General features: G+C 72.1%; 23 protein-coding genes and 1 pseudogene. 12 read left to right on the forward strand and 12 right to left on the reverse strand.

All coding sequences use genetic code 11. The features are described from left to right. The 6 genes from paaE to ACFV3I_RS06690 all read right to left on the reverse strand — a co-directional run bounded on the left by paaE (position 1) and on the right by ACFV3I_RS06690 (position 4299). The gene (gene paaE, locus ACFV3I_RS06665; RefSeq protein WP_378822593.1) at positions 1-1161 is read right to left on the reverse strand and encodes a 1,2-phenylacetyl-CoA epoxidase subunit PaaE; all 1161 of its coding nucleotides are present in this window, start codon (positions 1159-1161) and stop codon (positions 1-3) included. Next, positions 1161-1661 (reverse strand): 1,2-phenylacetyl-CoA epoxidase subunit PaaD, encoded by a 501-nt coding sequence (paaD, locus tag ACFV3I_RS06670; RefSeq protein ID WP_136035818.1) that lies wholly within the window; start codon positions 1659-1661, stop codon positions 1161-1163. The genes paaE and paaD overlap by 1 nt, the downstream gene beginning before the upstream one ends. Further along, complete coding sequence (gene paaC / locus ACFV3I_RS06675; protein WP_366627194.1) at positions 1658-2512, reverse strand: 1,2-phenylacetyl-CoA epoxidase subunit PaaC; 855 nt, start codon at positions 2510-2512, stop codon at positions 1658-1660. The genes paaD and paaC overlap by 4 nt, the downstream gene beginning before the upstream one ends. Then, on the reverse strand, positions 2509-2814 hold the full coding sequence (gene paaB / locus ACFV3I_RS06680; RefSeq protein WP_042539384.1) for a 1,2-phenylacetyl-CoA epoxidase subunit PaaB: 306 nt from the start codon (positions 2812-2814) through the stop codon (positions 2509-2511). The genes paaC and paaB overlap by 4 nt, the downstream gene beginning before the upstream one ends. After that, positions 2814-3791, reverse strand: a complete 978-nt coding sequence (gene paaA, locus ACFV3I_RS06685) for a 1,2-phenylacetyl-CoA epoxidase subunit PaaA (protein WP_136030268.1) — start codon at positions 3789-3791, stop codon at positions 2814-2816. The genes paaB and paaA overlap by 1 nt, the downstream gene beginning before the upstream one ends. An 88-nt stretch (positions 3792-3879) precedes the next feature. Further along, the gene (locus ACFV3I_RS06690) at positions 3880-4299 is read right to left on the reverse strand and encodes a pilus assembly protein CpaE (protein WP_378822594.1); all 420 of its coding nucleotides are present in this window, start codon (positions 4297-4299) and stop codon (positions 3880-3882) included. Between the two features lie 89 nt (positions 4300-4388). Between ACFV3I_RS06690 and ACFV3I_RS06695 the strand changes: the two genes are divergently transcribed. The 4 genes from ACFV3I_RS06695 (at position 4389) to ACFV3I_RS06710 (ending at position 8473) form a co-directional block, all read left to right on the forward strand. Next, positions 4389-6572 (forward strand): DEAD/DEAH box helicase, encoded by a 2184-nt coding sequence (locus ACFV3I_RS06695; protein ID WP_378822595.1) that lies wholly within the window; start codon positions 4389-4391, stop codon positions 6570-6572. Positions 6573-6675: 103 nt separating this feature from the next. Further along, on the forward strand, positions 6676-7029 hold the full coding sequence (locus ACFV3I_RS06700) for a 4-fold beta flower protein (protein WP_378822596.1): 354 nt from the start codon (positions 6676-6678) through the stop codon (positions 7027-7029). 118 nt (positions 7030-7147) lie between these two features. Then, complete coding sequence (locus tag ACFV3I_RS06705) at positions 7148-7297, forward strand: hypothetical protein (RefSeq protein ID WP_247638492.1); 150 nt, start codon at positions 7148-7150, stop codon at positions 7295-7297. Positions 7298-7663: 366 nt separating this feature from the next. After that, positions 7664-8473 (forward strand): hypothetical protein, encoded by an 810-nt coding sequence (locus tag ACFV3I_RS06710; protein WP_247638493.1) that lies wholly within the window; start codon positions 7664-7666, stop codon positions 8471-8473. 31 nt (positions 8474-8504) lie between these two features. Here the strand turns inward: ACFV3I_RS06710 and ACFV3I_RS06715 are convergent, their stop codons facing one another. Further along, the gene (locus tag ACFV3I_RS06715) at positions 8505-9464 is read right to left on the reverse strand and encodes an IclR family transcriptional regulator (protein ID WP_378822597.1); all 960 of its coding nucleotides are present in this window, start codon (positions 9462-9464) and stop codon (positions 8505-8507) included. A gap of 147 nt (positions 9465-9611) precedes the next feature. Here ACFV3I_RS06715 and dhaK point away from each other — a divergent pair, with 147 nt between their 5' ends. From dhaK to ACFV3I_RS06755, 8 genes and pseudogenes are all read left to right on the forward strand, one after another. Further along, the gene (gene dhaK, locus ACFV3I_RS06720) at positions 9612-10604 is read left to right on the forward strand and encodes a dihydroxyacetone kinase subunit DhaK (RefSeq protein ID WP_136030276.1); all 993 of its coding nucleotides are present in this window, start codon (positions 9612-9614) and stop codon (positions 10602-10604) included. Next, positions 10604-11245, forward strand: coding sequence for a dihydroxyacetone kinase subunit DhaL (gene dhaL, locus ACFV3I_RS06725; protein ID WP_247638494.1), 642 nt, complete (start codon positions 10604-10606; stop codon positions 11243-11245). Before dhaK ends, dhaL begins: the two co-directional genes overlap by 1 nt. Continuing rightward, positions 11245-12054: pseudogene (locus ACFV3I_RS06730) on the forward strand (HPr family phosphocarrier protein); the annotation flags it as partial. The gene dhaL and the pseudogene ACFV3I_RS06730, both read left to right, overlap by 1 nt. A 267-nt stretch (positions 12055-12321) precedes the next feature. Beyond that, positions 12322-13974, forward strand: a complete 1653-nt coding sequence (ptsP, locus tag ACFV3I_RS06735; RefSeq protein WP_378823205.1) for a phosphoenolpyruvate--protein phosphotransferase — start codon at positions 12322-12324, stop codon at positions 13972-13974. A 180-nt stretch (positions 13975-14154) separates the two neighbouring features. After that, a complete protein-coding gene (locus ACFV3I_RS06740) occupies positions 14155-15438 on the forward strand; it encodes a sensor domain-containing protein (RefSeq protein WP_136044817.1) in 1284 nt (427 codons plus the stop codon). 114 nt (positions 15439-15552) lie between these two features. Continuing rightward, the gene (gene paaI, locus ACFV3I_RS06745; protein WP_136035418.1) at positions 15553-15981 is read left to right on the forward strand and encodes a hydroxyphenylacetyl-CoA thioesterase PaaI; all 429 of its coding nucleotides are present in this window, start codon (positions 15553-15555) and stop codon (positions 15979-15981) included. 24 nt (positions 15982-16005) lie between these two features. Continuing rightward, positions 16006-17331, forward strand: a complete 1326-nt coding sequence (paaK, locus tag ACFV3I_RS06750) for a phenylacetate--CoA ligase PaaK (protein WP_378822599.1) — start codon at positions 16006-16008, stop codon at positions 17329-17331. Between the two features lie 62 nt (positions 17332-17393). Further along, entirely contained in the window at positions 17394-18008 is a 615-nt protein-coding gene (locus tag ACFV3I_RS06755) for a TetR/AcrR family transcriptional regulator (RefSeq protein WP_136032119.1), read from the forward strand. Between the two features lie 37 nt (positions 18009-18045). Here the strand turns inward: ACFV3I_RS06755 and paaZ are convergent, their stop codons facing one another. The 5 genes from paaZ to ACFV3I_RS06780 form a co-directional block, all read right to left on the reverse strand. Further along, entirely contained in the window at positions 18046-20127 is a 2082-nt protein-coding gene (paaZ, locus tag ACFV3I_RS06760) for a phenylacetic acid degradation bifunctional protein PaaZ (protein ID WP_136032117.1), read from the reverse strand. Between the two features lie 14 nt (positions 20128-20141). After that, positions 20142-21041, reverse strand: a complete 900-nt coding sequence (locus ACFV3I_RS06765; RefSeq protein WP_378822600.1) for a 3-hydroxyacyl-CoA dehydrogenase family protein — start codon at positions 21039-21041, stop codon at positions 20142-20144. Further along, complete coding sequence (locus ACFV3I_RS06770; RefSeq protein ID WP_378822601.1) at positions 21038-21805, reverse strand: enoyl-CoA hydratase/isomerase family protein; 768 nt, start codon at positions 21803-21805, stop codon at positions 21038-21040. Before ACFV3I_RS06770 ends, ACFV3I_RS06765 begins: the two co-directional genes overlap by 4 nt. Next, the gene (locus tag ACFV3I_RS06775; RefSeq protein WP_136045811.1) at positions 21802-22995 is read right to left on the reverse strand and encodes an acetyl-CoA C-acyltransferase; all 1194 of its coding nucleotides are present in this window, start codon (positions 22993-22995) and stop codon (positions 21802-21804) included. The genes ACFV3I_RS06770 and ACFV3I_RS06775 overlap by 4 nt, the downstream gene beginning before the upstream one ends. A 123-nt stretch (positions 22996-23118) precedes the next feature. After that, positions 23119-24438 (reverse strand): MFS transporter, encoded by a 1320-nt coding sequence (locus ACFV3I_RS06780; RefSeq protein ID WP_206251595.1) that lies wholly within the window; start codon positions 24436-24438, stop codon positions 23119-23121. Positions 24439-24493: the final 55 nt, after the last annotated feature.

Raw genomic sequence — 24493 nt, forward strand, 5'->3', positions numbered from 1 at the left:
TCAGACGTCGTAGTCGACGACCAGGCGGTCGCTCGTGGGGTGGGACTGGCACGTCAGCACGTAGCCGCGCTCGAGCTCGTCGGGTTCCAGCGCGTAGTTCTCCGTCATGGTGACGCTGCCCTCGATCACCCGCGCGCGACACGTGCCGCACACGCCGCCCGCACACGCGAACGGGGCGTCGGGGCGCACCCGCAGGGCCGCGTTGAGCACCGACTCGCGTGCCGCCACGGGGCTCTCCACCGTCGAGGAGACGCCGTCGAGGTTCACCTCGATGCGCACCGTCTTCTCCCCGGCGCTCACCGTCACGGGGCGCGCGGCCCGCACCGGCTCGTCACCCGTGGTGAACAGCTCGAACCGGATGTGCTCGCGCGGCACGCCCACGTCGGCGAGCACCGCGCGGCACAGGTCGACGAGCGCGAGCGGCCCGCACAGGAACCACTCGTCCACATCGGAGGGGTCGATCAGCGATCCGAGGATCGTGCGCAGCTTGGGCTCGTCGAGGCGGCCGGACAGCACGGGGGCCGTGCGCTGCTCGCGCGACAGCACGTGATGCAGCGTGAGCCGGGTGGGGTAGCGGTCCTTCAGGTCGGCGAGGTCCTCCAGGAACATCACGTCGAGGGTCGAGCGGTTCGTGAACAGCAGCGTGAACCGCGAGGTCCGCGACCGCGTCAGCACGGTGTGCGCGAGAGCCATCAGCGGAGTGATGCCCGATCCGGCGGCGATGCCCACCACGTGCTTCTGGTCGAGGTCGTCGAGCCCCGAGGTGAAGGTGCCCTGCGGGCTCATCACGTCGATGCGGAAGCCGGGGTGCAGACCCGTCTGCGCCCACGTGGAGAAGAGCCCGCCCTCGTCGCGCTTGACCGCCACGCTCAGGCGCGTCGGCCGTCCGTCGGTGCGGTGCTCGGGAGCGCGGCACAGCGAGTACGAACGCCGCACCTCCTCGCCGTCGAGGGTCGTGCGCAGCGCCACATACTGGCCCGGCAGATGGTCGTAGTCGTCGGCGAGCTCGGGCGGCACCGTGAAGGTGACCTCGACGGAATCCTCGGTCAGCGGACGCACGTCCTCGACCTCGAGCGTGTGGAACCGCGCGCGCGTGCGCTCGCGGGAGACGGGTGCGGCGGCCGCGGGCGGCGTCGCCCGCGCGGGGGAGAACAGCGACATCAGTGCACCTTGAAGTGGTCGAAGGGTTCCAGGCACGCGCGGCACTCGTACAGCGCCTTGCACGAGGTCGAGCCGAAGCGCGACACCTCACGGGTGTCGAGCGAGCCGCAGCGCGGGCACCGCACGCTCAGCGCGAGCCGGATGGGCCCCGACGACACCGCGGCGCGGCCGCTGGGCGGGGCGATGCCGTACTCCCGGAGCTTCTGCGCGCCGGCGTCGCTCATCCAGTCGGTGGTCCACGCGGGGGACAGCACGAGCCGCACCTCGACCTGCGCCCAGCCCGCCGCGGTGAGCGCCAGCACGACGTCGTCGCGGATGGTGTCCATCGCCGGGCAGCCGCTGTACGTCGGGGTGATGTCGACCCGCACCGTGTCGCCGTGCACCTCGACCGCGCGCAGCACGCCGAGGTCCTCGATCGTGAGCACGGGCACCTCGGGATCGGGCACGGCCGCGGCGATCCGCCACGCCTCGGCCCGCGACCCGGCCGCTGTGCCGGTCACCACGACGCCCCCGGGTGCCGTCGCGCCAGCACCTGCATCTCGGCGAGGAGGTGGCCCAGCGGGGTCGCATGAGCGCCGCGGCGGCCGCCCGCCGACGACGCCGACACCGCGGGGACGGCGAGGTCGGCCTCGGCGAACACGGTGTCCACGACCGCGTCGAACCCCGGGCGCAGCGCGGAGGGGCGCACGGCCGCGTCGCCGAGTCGATCGATGAGCGGCTCGTCGCGGAACAGCTCGTCGACATACGGCCACACGTCGGTCAGGGCCCGGATCATCCGCGCGCGAGACTCGTCCGTGCCGCCCGCGAGCCGCAGCACCCACTGCACGGCGTGGTCGCGGTGGTAGTCGACCTCCTTGAGGGCCTTTTCCGCGATCGCCGCCAACGTGGGCTCCGAGCTCGCGCGCAGGGCGGCGTACAGCTCCACGAGGTACACCGACACGACGAACTGCCGCGCGATGGTCTGGGCGAAATCGCCGTTGGGCTGCTCCACGATCCAGGCGCTGCGGAACTCGGGCTCGTCGCGGAAGTAGGCCAGGTCGTCCTCGGAGCGGCCGTCCCAGGATCCGGCGAAGTGCAGGAACGAGCGGGCATGCCCGAGCAGGTCGAGCGCGATGTTGCCGAGCGCCACGTCCTCCTCCAGCTCCGGCGCGCGGGAGATCCACGCGCCGAGCTGCTGCGACAGGATCAGGGCGTCGTCGCCCAGCCAGAGCGCGTACTCGGCGAGGTCGGCGCTGGTCGCGGTGGTGCCGGCGCCCGCCAGCTCCTCGCTCAGCCGCAGTTCGTCGACCGAGACGTCTCCGTGCACGTCGGTTCCGTGCACGTCGGTGTGCCCGTGCTGCTGCGCGCTCACAGGTGCGGCACCCCCTCGGAGGCGGTGTAGTACACCGCGTGCCGGTAGTTCTTGCCGGCCGGGCTCTCGAAGTAGGCCCCCTTGGCGTCGGGGTCGCTGGTGGTGATGGCGTCGGCCGGCACGGCCCAGATCGACACGCCCTCGCCGCGCCGGGTGTAGAGGTCGCGGGCGTTGCGGATCGCCATGTCGGCGTCTGGCGCGTGCAACGAGCCGACGTGCACGTGGCTCAGGCCGCGGTTCGCGCGCACGAAGATCTCCCACAGGGGCCAGGGCTCGCGCTCGTCGGCGCCGGGGGTGGCCATCACGCGACCGCCTTCGTCTTGAGGGCCTGCTTGCGGGCGTACTCGGCGGCGGCCTCGCGCACCCAGGCGCCCTCCTCGTGGGCGGTGCGGCGGCGCTCCAGCCTTTCCGCGTTGCACGGTCCGTTGCCGCGCAGCACCTGGAAGAACTCGTCCCAGTCGATCTCGCCCATCTCGTAGCGGCCGGTCTCCTCGTCGAAGCGCAGGTCGGGGTCGGGCAGGGTGACGCCGAGGATCTCGGCCTGGGGCACGAGCATGCTCACGAAGCGCTGGCGCAGCTCGTCATTGGAGAAGCGCTTGATCTTCCAGGCCATCGACTGTGCGGAGTTGGGGGACTGGTCGTCGGGCGGGCCGAACATCGCCAGGCTCGGCCAGTACCAGCGGTCCACGGCGTCCTGCGCCATCTGCCGCTGCTCCTCCGTGCCGCGCATGAGGGTGAGGAGGATCTCGAAGCCCTGCCGCTGGTGGAACGACTCCTCCTTGCAGATGCGCACCATCGCCCGGCCGTAGGGGCCGTAGGAGGCGCGGCACAGCGGCACCTGGTTGCAGATGGCGGCGCCGTCGACGAGCCAGCCGATCGCCCCCATGTCGGCCCAGGTGGGGGTGGGGTAGTTGAAGATCGACGAGTACTTGGCCTTGCCGGAGATGAGCTGGTCCATCATCTCGTCGCGCGTGATGCCGAGGGTCTGCGCCGCGGAGTAGAGGTAGAGCCCGTGTCCGGCCTCGTCCTGCACCTTCGCCATCAGGATGGCCTTGCGCTTGAGGCTGGGCGCGCGCGTGATCCAGTTGCCCTCCGGCTGCATGCCGATGATCTCGGAGTGCGCGTGCTGGGAGATCTGCCGGATGAGCGTCTTGCGGTATGCCTCCGGCATCCAGTCGCGCGGCTCGATGCGCTGCTCGTTCGCGATGAGCTCCTCGAACAGGCGCTCCTCCGCGGAGGCCTCGTCCGTCACGAGGGACAGGTCTGCAGGACTGGTCATCGTCGACTCCTCGCCATCCGGCCTTCTTTACTGACCGATCGTTAGGTAATTCTGACACAGCGATCGTCGGTATTCAACCGGCGCCGGATCAGAGCGAGCGCGACACGAGCGCGAGCAGGGCCCGGCCGTAGGCCTCCGCGGGGTCGGGGTGCTCGAACGTCAGCGGCTCCCCGGCGATCTCGATCTCCACGCGGAACGTGTCTGGCAGCCGGACGAGGGCGCGGAACGTACCGCGGAGAAGTTCGCGCAGCTGATCCTCGCGGGGCAACCACACCGCATCAGCCAGGGTCACCGCATCGAGCGCCCACTCGGTCGTGCCGTTGAACGCCAGGTCGGTGCCGCTGGGGGACTGCCGCGCCTCGATCGTCATCCCGCTCACGGTGAACACGTCGGCCTCGGCCTCCAGCTCCACCTCGTCGGGGAGGTCCAGCTGGAAACGGTCGCCCTCCGCGGGGTGCCAGGTGAGTCCCGCATCGCGCAGGGCGACGGCGAGTTCGCGCGTGATCATCCCTCCACGCTAGACGCCATGCGGCAGCCGTCCCCCGATCGCGGGCCGCGACGACCGGGCTGTCGGCGGTGTGCGGCAGAGTGGAGGACATGACCTCCGCACCCGCCGACACCGCCCGCGACACCGCCCGCGCCGCCCTCGCCGAGCTGGTCGGGCGCGCCGACGTCGACTTCCACGACGGGCAGTACGAGGCGATCGAGGCCCTGGTGGAGGGGCGCCGCCGCGCGCTCGTGGTGCAGCGCACCGGCTGGGGCAAGTCCGCGGTGTACTTCGTCGCGACGCTGCTGCGCCGACGGCAGGGCGCGGGCCCCACCGTGCTGGTGTCGCCGCTGCTCGCCCTCATGCGCGATCAGATCGCGGCCGCCGAGCGCGCGGGCGTGCGGGCGGTGGCGATCAACTCCACGAACGCGCACGAGTGGGCGGAGGTGGAGGGGCGGCTCGCGCGCGACGAGGTCGACGTGCTGCTGGTGTCGCCCGAGCGGCTCAACAACCCCGCCTTCCGCGAGCAGCAGCTGCCCGCGCTCGTGGCCCGCCTCGGCATGCTCGTCATCGACGAGGCGCACTGCATCAGCGACTGGGGGCACGACTTCCGGCCCGACTACCGCCGCCTGCGCGACCTGATCGGCCAGCTCCCGACCGACGTGCCGGTCCTGGCCACGACCGCGACCGCCAACAGCCGCGTGGTGGCCGACGTCGCCGAGCAGCTCGGAGCGCTGCCGACCGGGGAGACCGGTGGGGCTGTGGCGTCCGCTGCACCGGGTGCGGGTGCGGGTGCGGATGCGGGTACCGGTGCGGGAGCCGTGCCGGTGCTGACGATCCGCGGACCCCTGGCCCGCACGTCGCTGCGGCTCGGCGTGCTGCGCCTGCGCGACTCGGCCAGCCGCCTGGCCTGGCTGCTGAGCCACCTCGACGACCTTCCGGGCTCCGGCATCATCTACACGCTCACGGTCGCCGCGGCCGTCGACACCGCGCGACTGCTGCGTGAGCACGGGCATGAGGTGCGCGCCTATACCGGGCAGACCGATGCCGAGGAGCGCGCCGAGTCGGAGGGCATGCTCAAGCGCAACGAGGTCAAGGCGCTCGTGGCCACCAGCGCCCTGGGCATGGGCTTCGACAAGCCCGACCTCGGCTTCGTCGTGCACCTCGGCGCGCCGTCGTCGCCCGTCGCGTACTACCAGCAGGTGGGCCGTGCGGGCCGAGCGAGCGACAACGCCGACGTGCTGCTGCTGCCCGGGGTCGAGGACCGCGACATCTGGCACTACTTCGCGACCGCGTCGATGCCCGACCGTGAGCGCGCCGAACGGGTGATCGCCGCGCTCGGCGACGCTCCGATCTCGACCCCGGCGCTGGAGGCCCTGGTCGACATCCGCCGCACGCCGCTGGAGTTGCTGCTCAAGGTGCTCGACGTCGACGGAGCCGTGCGGCGCGTGCAGGGCGGCTGGATCGCGACGGGAGCGCCGTGGACCTACGACGCCGAGCGCTACGAGCGCATCGCCGCCGAGCGGGTAGCCGAGCAGCAGCACATGCTCGACTACGAGCGGACCGACGGCTGCCGCATGGAGTTCCTGCAGCGGGCGCTCGACGACGAGACCGCCGCACCCTGCGGTCGCTGCGACACCTGCGCGGGCGTCTGGTTCCCGACCGAGGTGGCGTCGACGGCCAGTGCGCAGGCGGCGGAGTCGCTCGACCGCGTGGGCGTGCCGATCGAGCCGCGGCGCGCCTGGCCGACCGGCGCCGACCGCCTCGACGTGCCCGTCAAGGGCCGCATCCCCGCGGACGAGCAGGCCGAGGAGGGGCGTGCGCTGGCGCGGCTCACCGATCTGGGCTGGGGCGGCGCGCTGCGCGACACCTTCGCCGCGGGCGCCCCCGATGCCGCGGTGACCCCGCAGCTGGTGCAGGCGTGCGTGCGCGTGCTCGCCGGGTGGGGGTGGGCGGAGCGGCCCGTCGCCGTGGTCGCCCTGCCCTCGCGGTCGCGGCCGCTGCTGGTGGACTCGCTGGCGCGAGGACTGGCCGACATCGGGCGACTGCCGTACCTGGGCGCTCTGGAGCTGCGCGGCGGGGGACCGTCCGGCCAGTCGGGAGGGAACAGCGTGTTCCGGCTCGCGGGCGTGTGGGACCGCTTCGACGCGTCGCACCTCGAGGTGCCAGCGGGCCCCGTGCTGCTGGTCGACGACCTCGTCGACAGTCGCTGGACCATGACGGTCGCCGCGCGCACCCTCCGTCGTGCCGGGGCCACCGCGGTGCTCCCGTTCGCGCTCGCCCTCCGCGGCTGACGCCGGGGCCCCGGGCTCGGTTCGGGCCTCTCGCGCTGTGCGGGATGCATAAATCGGACGCGGGACGTTGCACGGCGTTGCTCCGCGGTGATTGGCTCAACCCATGGAAACGCTTTGGGACCGGAATGGACGTGTCGTGGGATGGATTGACGATGACCGACTGCGCTCGCTTGACGGGCGAGTGATTGGCTGGCTGGTATCTGATGAGCTCGTTTACTCGCTTCGAGGGCAGCACGTTGGTTGGTTCGAGGAAGGACAGTTCTGGGATCTGAAGGGACACGTAGTGACCTTCGCGCAGAACGCGACGAGCGGCCCGTCGAAGCCGGAACTCTCCGATGTTCCTGCCGTGCCCGCGCTCTCTGCGGTTCCGGGAACGCCTGGTATGGGGGGCGTTCACGGGAAGCCAGCGTTCAGTGGGTCATGGAGTTCGCAGGATTGGCAGTCCTTCCTCGACTAGCAGTCGACGCGGTGTCGGCGGCTGTCCCTAGGCTAATCGCCACCCGTGCATTGAACTCGGGTAGAGAGAGAGGGGGAGCGTCATGGCGATAGCTCACGAGGAAGCATTCAAGGCGGTCATGGACGCGATCAAGGAGCAGGCCGAGGAGGTGAAGACGTCCGAACATTTGAACGTCAATGCCAAGGCTGCGGCACTGCGCGATCTGGCAGCTGCGTACCGTCATCTGCGCGGCGGGGCGCAGCCAGGCGGCTTCAGCCTGGAGAAATAGATCACTCCTGATCGAAGCCCCGGTGGCCCTCTCGGCGCGACCGGGGCTTCGTTGGGCGGACTGGCCCACTATCTATGCTCTGGGTTGGCGGCTTCGGGACTTGATGCACGATTGGCCTGCCGGCCAGTTAGCAGAGTCGGGCTGCGAGTGGTTCGGATTTCCAGAGGCATGGATCCGAGCGCTGCGACTTTCTTCGCGGTCATCAACTTCTTCGACTCGCCTATCGCGTGCTTCGTCGTGCTTCAGCTGCACCTTCAAGACTGCTGAGGGCGCTCGACGCCCGTTCTGTGATTGGGTTCTTCCATGTGGCTTAGCCCTCTCGTCTCGTTGCACGCATCGATTACGTCGGATTCGGGATGGTGGGACATGTCTTCTTTCTGGCCGGATCTCATCGTCGGTGTGGTAACTGGTGCCCTCGTGGCCGCCGCAGTGCTGTGTGCGGAGAAGCGATCTGTACGCCGAGCAGCCGCGGAGGCGGTCGGTCGGCAGCAGGAGAACGCAATTGAGGTAGCTCAACTGGCGCTCCGTGGGGTGCACCTGTTCCCGAGCAGCGGCGCCGCGTCGCTGTTGCCCGCCGGCGAAAACATGGACCGCTTGCGCGCTGCTGTCCAAGCGGTTGCCCCCGGACCCACCGCCCGACCTGTTTTCGGATACCGGTGGGTTGAGGGTGCGGTCGAGGCCTTCGAGCGCGTGGAAGTCCTCGCCGACAGCATCACGGCGCAGGTCAATAAGTACGACGGATGGGACGCGGGCGGTGGGATCGCTGACGCACTGTTCAATCGCATCGCTGTTATCGCGGACATCAACGAGAAGTATGCGCCCTTTCCGATTACCGAGCCTCCGTTTCTGGATAGGTGGGGAGATGGCACCAGCGCCACTGCGGCTCTCAATCCGGTGGCCGGGACCCTTGAAGACGACTACGCATTCAGGGAGGACGTCAATCAGTACCTCGCCGAGAGATGGCGACTCGAGCGCTTTCGGCGTGCATTCTTCGTGGCGTACGGCGGACTTCGCGCGGACGCACAGGCGATAAACCGCCGGGCATTCGATGCTTCCCGCGGCCTCATAGGGCGATGGTTCGCAGAACAGCGACGGCGCCGGGAGCATTCGACCGCGATGATCGAACGCACAAGAGAGGCAGAGCAGATAGTCGCGCCCACAGCCACGGATCGCTAAGCGAGAGTGTTGCCCGCCAGCCGCCGGGGCTTCACACGGGCCGCGGTTGGCAGTGGACATGCGGGTCGCGGTCTTCTCCAGTTCTTCGTATCCGACCGGGTTCAGCACGTGCTGGCACTCGTCGTTGGAGCACTTCACGGTCTCGTGGCCCTGGTGCAAGGCAGGCGGGTGACAGATCCGCGGGGCGATGTCCGCCCTGCGCGGCTGAGCCCGGGGCCCCGGGCTCAGTCGTCGGCGGGGGAGATCGCGGGGGCCAGGAGGTCGCGCCGAGCTCGCGGGAGATGTTCCTCGCGGTCTCGCGCAGAGCGTTCACGACGGCGTCCGAGGCGGGGGTCTGCGAGGTCGGCAGGACCACGGCGACCGCGGCGACGATCGCGTCGGAGGCATCGGCGACGGGCGCCGCGAGCGACGACTCACCGAGCACGGCCTCGTCGAACTCGCCCGCCATGCCCCGCTCGGCGATCGCGGGCAGCTCCAGCGTCAACCGCGCGACGTCGGTGACCGTGTCGCCGGTGAGGCTGCGCAGCGGTGCGTCGAACACCGTCCGCTGGAACCCCTGGTCGTACGCGAGCAGCACCTTGCCCATCGCGGAGGCGTGCGCGGGGATCGCCATACCGGTCTCGAGCATCTGCTGGCTGTCGTCGGGGCGCAGGTTGTGATGGATCACCAGCACGTCGGTGAAGTGCGGCGCTCCCAGGCGCACGGAGAGGTGCGTGCGGCGGGCGAGCTCCTGGGTCCAGCGCATGGACCGCGCCCGCACGTCGAGGCTGTCGAGGTACACGTTGCTGAGGCGCAGCAGGGTGGGGCCGAGCATGTAGCGCTGCCCTCCGCGCTCCTTGGCGACCAGGCCGTGCGCGCGCAGCGACTTCACGATGCCGTGCACGGTCGACGGCGGCAGGCCGAGCGCGCTCGACAGGTCGGTGATGCCGAGGTGGCGCGCCCCCTGCAGCAGGTCGAGGATCTTCGCCGCACGGTCGATCGCCTGGATCATCCGCGTCTCCTTCCGGTCGTCGTCGACCCGGTCGCGCCGGTCGCCTGAACGATCTTGACAAGCCGGCAGGCTCCGAGCATATTCGACATTAACGAATTCCTTTCGGATTTTCGGGACAGCGCACGATGCATCAAAGGAGATCGCACGATGAAGAAGCTCATCAACGCCCCGGAAGACGTCCTCGTCGAATCCCTGCGGGGCGTCGCCGCCGCTCATCCGGAGCTGTCGGTGGATCTGGAGAACCACGTCATCACGCGGGCCACGCCCAAGGCGCAGGGCAAGGTCGCCGTCGTGTCCGGTGGCGGGTCGGGACACGAGCCCCTGCACGGCGGCTACGTGGGCACGGGCATGCTCGATGCGGCCGTCGCCGGGGAGGTCTTCACCTCGCCCACCCCCGACCGCGTGCAGGTGGCGACCCAGGCCGTCGACCGTGGCGCCGGCGTGCTGCACATCGTGAAGAACTACACCGGCGACGTGCTCAACTTCGAGATGGCCGCTGAGCTCGCGTCGATGGAGGGCATCGAGGTGGGCACGGTCGTGGTCGACGACGACGTCGCGGTGCAGGACTCGCTGTACACGGCGGGACGCCGCGGGGTCGGGCTCACGGTGCTGCTGGAGAAGCTCGTGGGCGCCGCCGCCGAGGAGGGCCGCGACCTCGCGTCCGTCGTCGAGCTGGCGAAGCGCATCAACGGACAGGGGCGCTCGATGGGCATGGCGCTCACGAGCTGCACCGTGCCCGCCGCGGGCAAGCCCACGTTCGACCTCCCGGACGACCAGATGGAGATCGGCATCGGCATCCACGGCGAGCCGGGCCGGCACCGCGAGCCGCTCGCGCCCGCGTCCGACATCGCCCGCCAGCTCGTCGAACCCATCCTGGGCGACATCGACGCGGCCGGTCCCGCGATCGTGATGCTCAACGGCATGGGTGCGACCCCGCTCATCGAGCTCTACCTCATGTACGGCGAGGTCGCCGCGATCCTGGAGAAGTCGGGCGTGCAGATCGCCCGCAACCTCGTCGGCAACTACATCACCTCGCTCGACATGGCCGGCTGCTCGGTCACGGTGCTGAAGGCCGACGACGAGCTGCTGCGGCTGTGGGACGCACCCGTGGTCACCCCCGGCCTGCGGTGGGGCGCCTGATGGCGGCCGTCGGCACCGCGCAGCTCGCGGACTGGATCACCCGCTACCGCGACGCGGTCACCGCGCAGCGCGACTGGCTCACCGAGCTGGACTCCGCGATCGGCGACGCCGACCACGGCGCCAACATGGCCCGCGGCTTCGCGGCCGTGGGAGACAAGCTGGCCGCGGGGACCCCGGCCACGGTCGACGAGCTGCTGAAGACGGTCGGCATGACGCTCGTGAGCTCGGTGGGCGGAGCGAGCGGCCCGCTGTACGGCACCTTCTTCCTGCGCATGGGCATGTCCGCCGGAGCGGTCTCGGAGCTGGACGGCCCCGCGCTCGCCGCGGCCCTGCGTGCCGGACTCGAGGGCATCGTCGCCCGCGGCAAGCCCGAGGCGGGGGACAAGACCATGTACGACGCGATGGCGCCGGCGGTCGATGCGTTCGACGCGGCGCTCGCCGACGGGTCCTCGGTGGGCGACGCCGCCCGGGCGGCGGCCGACGCGGCGGCCGCGGGGCGCGACGCCACCCTCGACCTGGTGGCGCGCAAGGGGCGCGCCAGCTACCTGGGCGAACGCAGCGCGGGGCACCTCGACCCGGGCGCGGCCTCCACCGCGATCCTGTTCGACACGCTCGCCGCCGCGATCGCGGACAGCGCCTGATGATCGGCATCGTCGCCGTCTCTCACAGCGCCCGGCTCGGGGAGGCGGCGCTCGAGCTCGCCCTCCAGATGGTGCCGGGGGGAGGCGTGCGCGTCGAGGTGGCGGCGGGCGCGGGGGTCGACGCCGACGGTGCCCCGGTACTCGGGACCGACGCCGTGGCCGTCGCGACCGCGATCGATGTGCTCGCCGCGGACTGCGACGGGGTGCTGGTGCTGATGGACCTCGGGTCCGCGGTGCTGAGCGCCGAGCTCGCGCTGGAGCTGCGGGCGAGCGACGTGCCGGTGCGCCTGGTGCCCGCGCCGTTCGTGGAGGGCCTGCTCGCCGCGGTGGTCGCCGCCGCGGCCGGGGCCGACCTCGACGCCGTGGCCGCGGAGGCGACCGGAGCACTGGTGGCGAAGAGCGGACAGCTCGGGGAGCCCGAGGCGGAGGCGGGCGCCGCCGGGAGCACGGGGGCGGGAACGGGTACGACGACCGGGTCCGCGGCCGTGCCGGAGCCGGAGCCAGGGACGCGGGGGGACTCGCCGAGCGGGTCAGGATCCGCGGCCGTGTCGGAGCCGGGCGCGCATGGGGAGGGCGCGAGTGTGCGTCGCGTGCGGGTGCGCAACCCGCTGGGCATCCACGCGCGCCCGGCCGCCCTGATCGCGGAGGCCGCCGGTGGCGCGGACGTGCGCCTGCGACGGCTGCCCGATGGGATCGAGGCGGCGGCGCGCAGCCTCACGCGCCTGCTCGCGCTCGGAGCGCGGCAGGGCACGGAGTTCGAGCTGATCGGCCGCGGTCCCGATGCCGGGGCCGCCCTCGACCGGCTGGTCGCCCTGTTCGACGACGGCTTCGGTGAGGGCACGGAGGACGCACAGCGCGACGACACCCGAGCCGCGGACGGTGCCGGCGGAGAGGGCGCTCGCGCCGCCGTCGGGGGTCCGGATGCGTCCGGCGTGGCGGACAGCCCGGGTGCTGCCGCCGCCGCGGAGACCGGGGGCCGTGGCGCCGGCGCGGAGACGAACGACGCCCGCGGGGCGAGAGCGGGTTCGGCTGCGGACGCAGCGGGTGTGGACGGCGATGCGAACGGACCGGTGCCGATCGAGCCCGGGGCCGTGCTGCGGGGGCGCGGGGTGAGCCCGGGGAGGGTCGCGGCGCCGGTGGTGCACGTGGCGCCGCCGCTGCCGGAGCCCGACGCCGAGACGGTGGTCGCGCCGGACGAGCGCGAGGCCGAGGTGTCGGCGATCGAGTGGGCCGCGGTGGCCGTGGCCGACCAGTTGCGCTCGCGCACGGCTCAGGCGACCGGCGAGGCCCGCGCGATCCTCGATGCGTCCCGGCTCCTCGCGTCCGACCCGGAGCTGGTGTCGGAGGCGACGGAGCTCGTGCGCGCGCAGGGACGCACGGCCGCGCGCGCCGTCTGGGAGACGTCCGCGACGCACGAGAAGGCCCTCCTCGCGCTCGGCGGCCGGATGGCCGAGCGCGCCGCCGACATCCGCGACGTGCGCGATCGCATCATCGCGGAGATCCTGCGGGTCGACCTGCCCGGTGTGCCGGAGCGCGACGAGCCGTTCGTGCTGGTGGCGACCGACCTGTCGCCGGCCGACACCGCCACCCTGGACGGGGGGCGGTGCGTGGCGCTGGTGACGGAGCAGGGCGGCCCGACCTCGCACACCGCGATCATCGCGCGGTCGCTCGGGCTCCCCGCGGTGGTGGGGCTCGCCGGCGCCCTCGGGATCTCCGAGGGCACCACCGTGCTGGTGGATGGAGAACGCGGCACCGTCACGGTCGATCCGGATGAGGTCGACGTGGCGTCCGCGCGCGCAGCGTCCACCGTCGTGACCTTCGACGGTCGCGGGCGCCTGGCGGACGGGACGCGCCTCCCGCTGCTCGCCAACGTCGGCGGTGCGAGCGATGCCGCGTCGGCGGCGGCCGCGCAGGCGGAGGGCGTCGGCCTGTTCCGCACCGAGTTCTGCTTCCTCGGCCGTGTCGATGCGCCGACGATCGACGAGCAGGTCGAGGCGTATCGCGGAGTGCTCGCCGCGTTCCCCGGCCGCAAGGTGGTGGTGCGCACGCTCGATGCGGGCAGCGACAAGCCGCTGCCCTTCGCGAACGCCGATCACGAGGACAACCCTGCCCTCGGTGTGCGCGGACTGCGCATCGCCCGGCGGAACCCCGCCCTGCTCGACGATCAGCTGCGGGCCCTCGCGCGCGCGGCGGATGCGGAGTCGGCCGAGGTCGAGGTGATGGCGCCGATGGTCGCAACCGTCGAGGAGGCGCGGGAGTTCGCGGAGCGGTGTCACGCCGCCGGGCTGGACCGCGTCGGGATCATGATCGAGACACCCGCTGCCGCCCTGCTGGCGGCCGAGCTGTTCGAGGTCGTGGACTTCGTGAGCCTCGGGACGAACGACCTCGCCCAGTACACGCTGGCGGCCGACCGCCTGCTGAGCGACCTCGGCGAGCTGAACGACCCGTGGCAGCCCGCAGTCCTGCGCCTGATCGGCATGGTGGGTGCGGCGGGTCGCGCGGCGGGGAAGCCGGTCGGGGTGTGCGGTGAGGCCGGGGGCGATCCAGCCCTCGCTCCCGTGCTGGTCGGGCTCGGCGTGACCTCCCTGTCGATGACCCCGCGTGCGCTCGGACGGGTGGCCGCGGCGCTGGACGCGGTCACCGTCGAGGACTGCCGTCGGATGGCCGAGGCCGCGGCCGGCGCCCCCACGGCGGCCGAGGCGCGGGCGGCCGTGACGCGCGCCGGGTGACGGCGCCCGACGCGGGCTTCTGCGGTCGGGGCGCGGTGTATGCCGATGCGGGCATGCGATCCGTATCGTTCTCGTCACGGTGGTCGGCTGGCCAGTATTTTGGTGGGCCGGACCACTACGCTCGCGGCAGGGGACGCGCCGTCGGCGCGTGAGAGACCACCGGAGGGTCGAATGTCCAGCATGTCGTTCGTGAAGAGATCGATCGCGCGAGGCGGCCTCGCGGCCGTCCTCGTGGGGGCGCTCGCGGGGGTGTCCGCGTGCGCACCGACTCCCGAGCCCGCGTCGAGTCCTTCGGCCGCGCCGTCGACCTCGGCGCCGGAGCCGTACGACGGGCCGCTGCTCTTCGTCGGCGACGAGCTGGAGTCGTTCGCACTGACTCCGCAGGAGGTCGCCGGCCTCTTCCCGGGGGCACCGCCCGCGACCGCGATCACGGACACGCTCGTGCAGTACGCCGACGGCGGCGGTCCCGACTTCGCTCCGGCCGTCTGCAGGCTCCTGATCAGCGAGACGTCGATGCGCAGCGTCGGCGCGCGCACGGTGCCGTGGGTCGATGGCGCAGACGCCGGGAACAGCGGAAGGCAGGAGATCCTGCAGTTCGCCTCGGAGGAGAACGCGTCCGCTCGGATGGACGACCTCGTGTCGACGGTCGAGAGCTGCGCGCAGTTCGACGCCCAGGGGCCGGGGTCCTTCACGGCCTCCGTGGCTCCCGACGGCGATGGTGTCCGCGCCTTCGCCGGGACGCTGGAACTCGACTCCTCGGGGAGCCCGTGGCGTGCACACCACGCGTTCGCCGCGGTCGGCAACGTGATCGTGCACGCGTGGCAGCCGGCACAGGACGGTTCCGCGTTCGACGCGGAGGCCGCTGCGCTCCTGCTGCGCGACCGTGCGGTGGAGGCGAAGACCGCGCTCGTGGACGAGCTCACCGCGCAGCCGCCCGTCACGCCGACGCCGTCCGCGCAGGATCCCTCCGCCGACTGGAGCACGTGGGAGCTGACGCCGACGGGCGTCGGTCCTCTGATCTTCGGTGCCGACCGCGCCGCCGCGCTCGCCGCGGTCCCCGGCGCGACGGCCGAGGAGTTCACCTGGACGGACACGGCCGCGCGCCTGGTGAGTCCGGACGGACAGTCCTCGCTCATCCTGCACTTCACCGAAGACGGGGCGCGGCTCAGCGGCGTGACCGCCGGCATCGCGAACCTGGACGGTGACGTCGAGCCGAACGGCGACCTGCTCCCGGCGGCCCAGGGCGTGCGCATCGGGGCGCCGCTCGCCGACGCCGTCGCCGCATTCCCCGATGGCACGTTCCTGCAGATCGTCTCGTCCGGCGAGGACTTCTATCAGTGGGCGACGAGGGAGGGCGGCGTGGTTCGCTTTCGCGCGGACCGCGACGCCGCTGATCCGGCGGCCGTCATCACCGGGATCACGGTGGAGGACGCGACGCTGACCCCGCCCCTCACCGTCGACTGACGCACGCTCTGCGTCGGGCCGCGGTCCCGCTCTGTCTTACTGACCGATCGTTCAGTTAGTATGGGCCGAGCGGGACCGCGGCGTCCCGTCCCCAGCGCGACGAGGAGGTCGGCGATGACGGATGTGACGACGGAGACGGCGGAGGCCGTGCAGCCCAATCGCGCCATGATGCAGCGCGACCGTGCGTCCGCGATGCTCGGGCTCACGGTCGAGCGCGACGACCCCGGTCATGCGGTCGTCTCGATGCGCGTGCGCGACGACATGACCAACGGCTTCCGCATCACCCACGGCGGGTTCGTGTTCGCGCTCGCCGACACGGCCTTCGCGATCGCCTGCAACGAGGACGACCGGGTCACGGTCGCGGCCGGAGCCGACATCGCCTTCCTCAAGCCGACCGTCGCCGGGCAGACCCTCACGGCCACGGCCGTGCGACGCACCCGCACTGGGCGCTCCGGCATCTACGACGTCACCGTGGTCGACGAGCAGGGCGACACCGTCGCCGAGTTCCGCGGCCGCTCCCGCACCACGCCCCAGACCCACTGACCCGCCGAAACCCGAGGAGCCCCCGTGTCGACGACGACCGCCCCCGCTTCCGCCCTCCGCCCGCCCGCCGCCGAGGAACTCGACCCCGAGGAGCGCCTGAGCCGTGCGGAGCTCGAGGCCCTTCAGCTGGAGCGGCTGCAACGGACCGTGCGCCACGCCTACGCGCACGTGCCGCTCTACACCCGCAAGTTCGACGAGGCGGGCGTGCACCCCGACGACATCCGGTCGCTCGACGACGTGCGCCGCCTGCCCTTCACGACGAAGGACGACCTGCGCGAGACCTACCCGTTCGGGATGTTCGCGGTGCCGATGGACGAGGTCGCCCGCATCCACGCCTCCAGCGGAACCACGGGCCGCCCGACCGTGGTCGGCTACACCCGGGGCGACCTCGACCGCTGGGGTTCGCTCGTGGCGCGGTCGCTGCGGGCCAGCGGCATCCGGCGGGGCATGAAGGTGCACAACGCCTACGGCTACGGCCTGTTCACGGGCGGCCTCGGAGCGCACGCGGGCATCGAGGCCCTGGGCGCCACGGTGATCCCGATGTCGGGCGGGCAGACGGCACGGCAGGTGCAGCTGATCCGTGACTTCGAGCCGGACGCCATCCTGTGCACGCCCAGCTACCTGCTCACGATCGCGGATGCGATGGCCGCGCAGGGCATCGACCCCCGGTCGACGTCGCTGAAGGTGGCGGTGCTCGGTGCCGAGCCGTGGACGAACGAGATGCGGCACGAGCTCGAGCAGCGCCTCGACCTCGACGCGCTCGACATCTTCGGGCTCAGCGAGGTGATGGGGCCCGGGGTCGGGAACGAGTGCCTGGAGACGAAGGACGGGCCGCACCTGTGGGAGGACCACTTCCTTCCCGAGGTGATCGACGGCGACACGCTCGAGGCGCTCCCCGACGGGGAACGCGGCGAGCTCGTGTTCACCTCGCTCACCAAGGAGGCCTTCCCGGTGATCCGCTACCGCACGCGTGACATCACGCGCCTGCTGCCGGGCACCGCGCGGCCGGGCATGCGGCGCATTGAGAAGGTGACGGGTCGCAACGACGACATGATTATCCTGCGCGGCGTGAACCTGTTCCCGACGCAGATCGAGGAGCTGGTGCTGGGCATCGAGCAGCTGACCCCGCACTTCATCCTGGAGCTGACGAAGGAGGGGCGGATGGACGCCCTGACCGTGCGCATCGAGCGTCACCCCGACCTCTCGGTGGACACGTGCGCGGCGGCGGCGAAGGTGCTGGCGCAGCGCATCAAGGTGTTCGTCGGGTCGACGGTCGCGGTGCGGCTGGAGGAGCCGGGTGCCCTGCCCCGCAGCGAGGGCAAGTACAAGCGCGTCTACGACCTGCGCTGACACGGCGCCGAGATCGCGCCGCCTGCACGGCGCGGGGGCGCCGCGATGGGAGACTGTGGGGGATGTCAGAGATGCAGACCACGCGGCGCGGCCGCCCCGGGTACGACCAGCAGGGGATCCTCGACGTCGCGGTCGCCGCGTTCAACGAGCACGGCTACGACGCGACCTCGATCGGCAAGCTGGCCGAGCGCCTCGGCCTGTCGAAGTCGGCGATCTACCACCACTTCGCCTCGAAGGACGACATCCTCGACCGGGCGCTCGACGCTGCCCTGAGCGGCCTGGAGGCCGTTGTCGACGACCCGCTGCCGCTCACGGACGGCGGCCAGGCGCCCGACGCCGTCGCGCGCCTGGAGCACGTGCTGCGCGGCGCCGTGCACGTGCTCGTGTCGCAGCTGCCCGCCGTGACCCTGCTGCTGCGGGTCCGCGGGAACACCGACGTGGAGCGGCGTGCGCTCACTCGCCGTCGCGCGTTCGACCGGCGCATCACCGCGCTCGTCGGAGAGGCGCAGGCGGAGGGGTCGCTGCGCTCCGACATCGACGCGGCCGTCGTGGCCCGCCTCACGTTCGGCATGATCAACTCGATCGTCGAGTGGTACCGCCCCGGAGGGCGTGAGGGCGCGGACCGGCTCGCCGACGACGTGGTCGCCATCGCCCTCGACGGCCTGCGCCGCCGCTGAGGCGCCGGACACCCCGCCCGCCCGGCGCCCCGCGCTTTCACACGGCGGCGAGCTCCTTGGCGACGAGCGTGAGCACGTCGTAGGTCGCGACGATCTCGTCGTCCTGGTTCTTCAGCACCGCATCCCACCGCACCTCGCCGTACTCGTCGGTCTCGCGCGGGGTGATCTGCTTGGCGGTGAGCTCGACCCGGATCTCGTCGCCGGGTGACACGGGCGTCACGAAGCGCAGGTTCTCCAGGCCGGAGTTGGCCAGCACGGGTCCCGGCGCCGGGTCGACGAACAGCCCAGCGGCCCACGACACCAGCAGGTAGCCGTGCGCGACCCGTCCGGGGAAGAACGGGTTCGCGGCCGCGGAGGCCTCGTCCATGTGCGCGTAGAAGGTGTCGCCCGTGAACGCCGCGAACGTCTCGATGTCGTCGAGGGTCACGGTGCGCGAGGGGCTTGCGACCTGATCGCCGATCCGCAACTCGGACAGCGACTTGCGGAACGGATGCACGCCGTCGTTCGCCTCGAACGGGCGGGCCGTCGCGCCCTGATGCCACACGCCGGTGAGCGCGGTCATCATCTCGGGGGAGCCCTGCACGGCCGTCCGCTGCATGTGGTGCAGCACCGCGCGGATGCCGCCCAGCTCCTCGCCGCCGCCCGCCCTGCCCGGCCCGCCGTGCACGAGGTTGGGCAGGGGGGAGCCGTGACCGGTCGAGCTGCGCGCGTCGTCGCGGTCGAGGAACAGCACCCGGCCGTTGTAGGCGGCGATGCCGGCCGCCAGGGTCGTCGCGACCTCGGGGTCGTGGGTCGCGACACTGGTGACGAGGGAGCCGCCGCCGCGGGCCACGAGTTCCGACGCCTCGGCCAGCGACCGGTACCCGACGATGCTCGACACCGGGCCGAACGCCTCGATCTCGTTCACGGCGGGGCTGGTCGCGTCGGCGAAGCGCAGCAGCATCGGGGCGACGAAGGCGCCGTCGGGGGCGGTCGCCTCGCTGCCGTCGGCGTGACGCACCGCGGGGTCGTCGGTCGAGCCGATCACGAGCTCGCCGCCCCCCTCCTGCAGCCGTCGCACCTGGCGGCGCACCTCGTCGCGCTGTGCGAGGGAGGCGAGCGGGCCCATCGTGACGCCCTCGGCCCGCGGGTCGCCCACGACGATCCGCTGCTCCAGGCGCGCGCGCACGGCGGCGATCACGTCGTCAACCGCGTCCTCAGGCACGATGGCGCGGCGGATCGCGGTGCACTTCTGCCCGGCCTTCGACGTCATCTCGGTCACGAGCTGCTTCACGTAGGCGTCGAACTCGGGGGTGCCGCTCACGGCGTCGGTGCCGAGGATCGACGCGTTGATCGAGTCGGTCTCGCTCGTGAAGCGCACACCGCCGGTCTGCACCGCGTCGTGCGCACGCAGGCGCTCCGCGGTCGAGGCCGAGCCGGTGAACGCCACGAGGTCGCCCAGGCGCAGATGGTCGAACAGATCAGGCACACTGCCCGACACCAGCTGCAGCGAGCCGTCGGGCAGCAGCCCGGACTCGACCATCACGCGCACCATCGCCTCGGTGAGGTAGCCGGTGGGCGTCGCGGGCTTCACGACCGTGGGCACCCCGGCGAGGAAGGCGGGCGCGAACTTCTCCAGCGACCCCCACACCGGGAAGTTGAAGGCGTTGATCTGCACGGCCACCCCGGGCAGGCGCGTGTAGATGTGGCGGCCGAGGAACGAGCCGTCGCGCGAGAGGTTCTCGACGGCGCCGTCGACGTAGACCTTCGCGTTGGGCAGCTCACGGCGGCCCTTGCTGGAGTAGGCGAAGAGCACGCCGATGCCGCCGTCGATGTCGACCCAGGAGTCCTGCGCCGTGGCACCCGTGCGGCTCGACAGCGCGTACAGCTCCTCTTTGCGTGCGGTGAGGGCGAGCGCGAGCTTCTTCAGCAGCACGGCCCGCTGGTGGAAGGTGAGCGCGCCGAGAGACGCCTGCCCGACCGTGCGCGCGTGGTCCAGGGCGGCGCCCAGGTCGAGCCCGGTCGTGGAGACGCGCGTGACCACCTCGCCCGTGGAGGCGTCGCGCACCTCGGTGGCCTCGGTGTCGGCGGACGGGGTCCACCACGCGCCCTGCACGTAGCTGGGGAGGATCTCGGTCATGGGGGTTCCCTTCATCAGTCGTCCCAGTCGTAGAAGCCGCGTCCGCTCTTGCGGCCGAGGTGGCCCTCGGCGACGAGACGGCGCAGCAGAGCGGGGGGTTCGAAGCGCGGGCCCAGGTGCGCGGCCAGGTACTCGGCGATGCCGAGCCGCACGTCGAGCCCCACGAGGTCGGTGAGCCGGAGCGGGCCCACCGGATGCTTGTAGCCGAGCGTCATGGCGGCGTCGATGTCGGCCGCCGAGGCGACGCCGTCCTCCAGCATCCGGATCGCCTCCAGGCCGAGCGCGACGCCCAGTCGTGAGGAGGCGAAGCCCGGCGCGTCGGCGACCACGATCGGCGTCTTGCCGAGGGCGTGCACCCAGCCGCGGGCCGCGTCGGTCAGGGCCGCGTCGGTCGCCGCGCCGCGCACGATCTCCACCAGGGTCGAGGCGGGCACCGGGTTGAAGAAGTGCAGGCCGAGGAAGCGCGCCGGGCGGTCGAGCACGGCGGCGAGCTCGTCGATCGCGATGGAGGAGGTGTTGGAGGCCAAGGCGGCGGAGGGGGAGAGCTGCGCCTCCACGCGGGTGAGCGCCTCGATCTTCAGGCTCAGGTCCTCCGGCACGGCCTCGACGACGAGGTCGCAGTCGGCGAAGAGGGCCGCGTCGGTGCCGGTCGCGAAGCGTGCCCGATACGACGCGACCGTGTCGGTGGCGGAGCCGCGGGCGATCGAGGCGTCGACGGAGCCGAGCACGCGCGCGGACGCCGCCTCCGCCGCCGCGTCATCGCGTTCCACCACGGTCACGCGGGAGCCCGCGAGCAGGAAGGCGTGCGCGATGCCGGCGCCCATGCGCCCGCCGCCGAGCACGCCGACGCGCGCCGGGGCGGTGGGCGGGGCCGTCGCGGCGGCCGCGGAGGGGGAGGGTGAGGTGGTCGTCATCGGTCTCTCCGCTCCAGGAAGGCGGTCATGCGGCGGAACTTCTCCGGGCTCTCGAAGAGCACGGACTGCTCCTCCAGGTCGACGGCGGGGTGCCGGTCGCGCGGGGCGCGCAGCACGCGCTTGGTCGCCATCGTGGCCGCGGGGTCGTTGCGGGCGATGCGGTCGGCCACGGCGTGGGCGGCGTCGAGCAGCTCGTCCGGCTCGTGCAGAGCGGAGACGATCCCGAGGCGCAGCGCCTCGTCGGCGAGCACCGTGCGACCGGTGAGCAGCAGCTCGGCGGCCCTGGCCTCACCCACGATCTCCTTCAGCCGCCACGATGCCCCGGCCGCGGCGATGATCCCGAGACCGGTCTCGGGGTTGCCGATGCGGAGCGCGGGCGTGGCGAGGCGGATGTCCGCGGCGTAGGCGAGCTCGGCCCCACCGCCCAGGGCGTAGCCGTCGATCGCGGCGATCACGGGCATCGGCAGCTCCGCGAGGCGCACGAACGCGTGGGCGTTGATGCCGCGCAGCGCGTCGGCGGCGCGGCGCTCCCGCAGCTGGGCGATGTCGGCACCCGCGGCGAACACGCCCTCGGCCCCGGTGAGGATCAGCGTCTTCGGCGTCTCCTCCAGCTCCGCGCACAGGGCGTGCAGCGCGTCGATCGTGGCCTGGTCGATCGCGTTGCGCTTGTGCGGACGATTCAGGGCCGCGATCACCCGGTCCTCGCGGTGCTCGACCAGCAGCGGCGTCGCGGGCGGGGTCTCGGCGGTCGGGGCCGCGGTCATCGCACGGCCTCCAGGATCGTGGCCGCCCCCTGCCCGACGCCGACGCACATCGTCGCCAGGCCGTACTGCGAGCCCTCACGCTCCATGCGGCCCATCAGCGTGACCAGCAGCCGCGAGCCCGAGGAGCCGAGGGGGTGGCCCAGCGCGATGGCTCCGCCGTCGGCGTTCACCCGGTCCTCGTCGAGCCCGAGGCGGCGGATGCACGCGAGCGACTGCGACGCGAAGGCCTCGTTCAGCTCGATCGACCCCAGGTCGTCCAGCGACAGCCCCGAACGGTGCAGCGCCTTCTCAGTCGCGGGCACTGGCCCGAGCCCCATGACCTCCGGGGCGAGTCCGGCCGAGGTGCCCACCACGATGCGCGCGCGCGGCGTGAGGCCGTAGCGCTCCACGGCCGCGGCGCTCGCCACCAGCACCGCGGACGCGCCGTCGTTGAGGGCGCTGGAGTTGCCCGCGGTCACGACCTCGCCGCCCGCGACCACGGGGCGCAGCCGGGCCAGGACCTCGAGGGTCGTGTCGGGGCGGGGGCCCTCGTCGACGAGCACCTCGCCGTCGCGCACGGGCACGCCGACGATCTCGGGGGCGAAGCGGCCGGCGCTGATCGCGGCGGCGGCGCGCTGCTGCGACCGCACGGCGAACGCGTCGGCCTCCGCGCGCGTGATGCCGTCGACGCGGGCGACCTCTTCCGCGGTCTCCGGCATCGTGAACGTGGCCTTGTCGCGCGCGAGCAGTCGCGGGTTGGGGAAGCGCCAGCCGATCGAGGTGTCGAACGCGGCTCCGGGCTTGGCCCAGGCCTTCTCGGGCTTCGCCTGCACCCAGGGCGCGCGGGTCATCGACTCCACGCCGCCCGCCACGATGAGGTCGGCGTCGCCGGCGCGGATCGCCTGGGCGGCCATGGTCACGGCCGACATGCCGGAGGCGCAGAGCCGGTTGACGGTGATGCCGGGCACGGTGTCGGGGAGCCCCGCGAGCAGCACCGCCATCCGGGCGACGTTGCGGTTGTCCTCACCGGCCTGGTTCGCCGCGCCGAGGATGACCTCGTCGAGCTCCGCGGTCGCGGGGTCGAGCCCGGCGCGCCGCACGGCCTCGCCGACGACGAGGGCGGCCAGATCGTCGGGGCGGACCGTGGCGAGGGTGCCGCCGTAGCGCCCGACCGGCGTGCGCACGCCTCCGACGAGATAGGCCTCTGGCATGCGGATCTCCTGACATCGTCGTCCTGCGGGTGGTCCGGGGAGCGGCCGGCCGTGAATTACTGACCGATCGTAAGGTAATTATGGCACAGGCGCACGGCCGGCCGCGATCCCGGATCCCGCGCGTCAGACGGAGAGGTCCACGCCCTTTGTCTCCTTCACCAGCGACACCCCGATGAGCGAGATGACCGAGGCGATGGCGATGTAGAGGCCGATCGTCCACGCCGCGTGGAACTGGTTCAGCAGCGACTCCGCGATCATCGGCGCGAACGCCCCGCCGAGGATCGCGCCCAGCGCGTAGCCGATCGAGACGCCCGAGTAGCGCACGTTCGCCGGGAACATCTCGGCGTACAGCGCTGCCTGCGGGCCGTACGACAGCCCGAGGGCGAACGTCATCACGAACAGCGCCACGAAGTACCAGACGATGTTCGCGGTGTCGATCAGGAACCACATCGGGATCGCCCACACCGCCAGGGCGACGTACCCGATCTGGAAGGTGCGGATGCGCCCGAGCCGGTCGGAGAGGTGCCCGCCCCACAGCGTGAAGATCAGCCAGCCGAACGAGGCGAGCGTGGTCGCCAGGAGCACGGGCGGACGCTCCATCCCCAGCGCGGTGACCGCGTAGGTGGCGAAGAACGCGATGAGCAGGTAGCCGGCGGCGTTGTTTGCGATGAAGATGACGGCCGTCAGCACGACCTGCTTGGTGTTCGAGCGGAACAGCTGCCCGAGCGGGGCCGAGGCCTCCTTGCGGCGGCGGCGCAGGTCTTCGAACACGGGGCTCTCGTCGACCGCGCGGCGGATGACGTAGCCGACCGCGATCAGCACGATCGACAGCAGGAACGGGATGCGCCAGCCCCACTCCAGGAACGCCTCGGGCGACATCGAGCTGGTCAGCGCCCACAGGGTGAACGTCGCCAGGATCATGCCGACCGGCACGCCGATCTGCGGGAAGGCGCCGAACAGGCCGCGTCGGCCCGTCGGCGCGTGCTCGACGGCCATCAGAGCGGCGCCGCCCCACTCGCCGCCCGCGGAGAAGCCCTGCAGGATGCGGAGGAGGATGAGGAGGATCGGCGCGGCGACACCGATCGCCGCGTACGTCGGCAGCAGGCCGATCAGCGAGGTGGACAGGCCCATCATGACGAGCGTGAAGACGAGCATCTTCTTGCGGCCGAGCTTGTCACCCAGGTGTCCGGCGACGATCGCGCCGAGCGGGCGGAACAGGAACGAGATGCCGATCGTGGCGAACGACAGCACCTGGGCGAGCCCGGGGCTGGACTCCGCGATCGGGGCGAGGAAGAGCGGCGCGAGCACGAGGCCGGCGGCCTGTGCGTAGATGAAGAAGTCGTACCACTCGATCGAGGTGCCCACGAGGGTGCCCGCGAGCACCCGGCGCTCTTCGGCGGGCATCCTTCCGGTGGACGAGGCGGCAGCGGTGGCTGAGGTCATGCGAACTCCGTTGTTCTGCGTCGGGTCGGGCGGCGCGGGGGACGCCGTCGATTAC

Source organism: Microbacterium sp. NPDC059771 (genome assembly GCF_042732495.1).
Lineage (GTDB): Bacteria > Actinomycetota > Actinomycetes > Actinomycetales > Microbacteriaceae > Microbacterium > Microbacterium sufflavum.

What these genes read in the sequence shown, in the direction of transcription:
- paaE (WP_378822593.1), bottom strand. Translation starts at nt 1,161, where the DNA reads ATGTCGCTGTTCTCCCCCGCGCGGGCGACGCCGCCCGCGGCCGCCGCA.
- paaB (WP_042539384.1), bottom strand. Translation starts at nt 2,814, where the DNA reads ATGGCCACCCCCGGCGCCGACGAGCGCGAGCCCTGGCCCCTGTGGGAG.
- paaA (WP_136030268.1), bottom strand. Translation starts at nt 3,791, where the DNA reads ATGACCAGTCCTGCAGACCTGTCCCTCGTGACGGACGAGGCCTCCGCG.
- ACFV3I_RS06690 (WP_378822594.1), bottom strand. Translation starts at nt 4,299, where the DNA reads ATGATCACGCGCGAACTCGCCGTCGCCCTGCGCGATGCGGGACTCACC.
- ACFV3I_RS06695 (WP_378822595.1), top strand. Translation starts at nt 4,389, where the DNA reads ATGACCTCCGCACCCGCCGACACCGCCCGCGACACCGCCCGCGCCGCC.
- ACFV3I_RS06700 (WP_378822596.1), top strand. Translation starts at nt 6,676, where the DNA reads ATGGAAACGCTTTGGGACCGGAATGGACGTGTCGTGGGATGGATTGAC.
- ACFV3I_RS06705 (WP_247638492.1), top strand. Translation starts at nt 7,148, where the DNA reads ATGGACGCGATCAAGGAGCAGGCCGAGGAGGTGAAGACGTCCGAACAT.
- ACFV3I_RS06710 (WP_247638493.1), top strand. Translation starts at nt 7,664, where the DNA reads ATGTCTTCTTTCTGGCCGGATCTCATCGTCGGTGTGGTAACTGGTGCC.
- ACFV3I_RS06715 (WP_378822597.1), bottom strand. Translation starts at nt 9,464, where the DNA reads ATGATCCAGGCGATCGACCGTGCGGCGAAGATCCTCGACCTGCTGCAG.
- dhaK (WP_136030276.1), top strand. Translation starts at nt 9,612, where the DNA reads ATGAAGAAGCTCATCAACGCCCCGGAAGACGTCCTCGTCGAATCCCTG.
- dhaL (WP_247638494.1), top strand. Translation starts at nt 10,604, where the DNA reads ATGGCGGCCGTCGGCACCGCGCAGCTCGCGGACTGGATCACCCGCTAC.
- ACFV3I_RS06740 (WP_136044817.1), top strand. Translation starts at nt 14,155, where the DNA reads ATGTCGTTCGTGAAGAGATCGATCGCGCGAGGCGGCCTCGCGGCCGTC.
- paaI (WP_136035418.1), top strand. Translation starts at nt 15,553, where the DNA reads ATGACGGATGTGACGACGGAGACGGCGGAGGCCGTGCAGCCCAATCGC.
- ACFV3I_RS06755 (WP_136032119.1), top strand. Translation starts at nt 17,394, where the DNA reads ATGTCAGAGATGCAGACCACGCGGCGCGGCCGCCCCGGGTACGACCAG.
- paaZ (WP_136032117.1), bottom strand. Translation starts at nt 20,127, where the DNA reads ATGACCGAGATCCTCCCCAGCTACGTGCAGGGCGCGTGGTGGACCCCG.
- ACFV3I_RS06765 (WP_378822600.1), bottom strand. Translation starts at nt 21,041, where the DNA reads ATGACGACCACCTCACCCTCCCCCTCCGCGGCCGCCGCGACGGCCCCG.
- ACFV3I_RS06770 (WP_378822601.1), bottom strand. Translation starts at nt 21,805, where the DNA reads ATGACCGCGGCCCCGACCGCCGAGACCCCGCCCGCGACGCCGCTGCTG.
- ACFV3I_RS06775 (WP_136045811.1), bottom strand. Translation starts at nt 22,995, where the DNA reads ATGCCAGAGGCCTATCTCGTCGGAGGCGTGCGCACGCCGGTCGGGCGC.
- ACFV3I_RS06780 (WP_206251595.1), bottom strand. Translation starts at nt 24,438, where the DNA reads ATGACCTCAGCCACCGCTGCCGCCTCGTCCACCGGAAGGATGCCCGCC.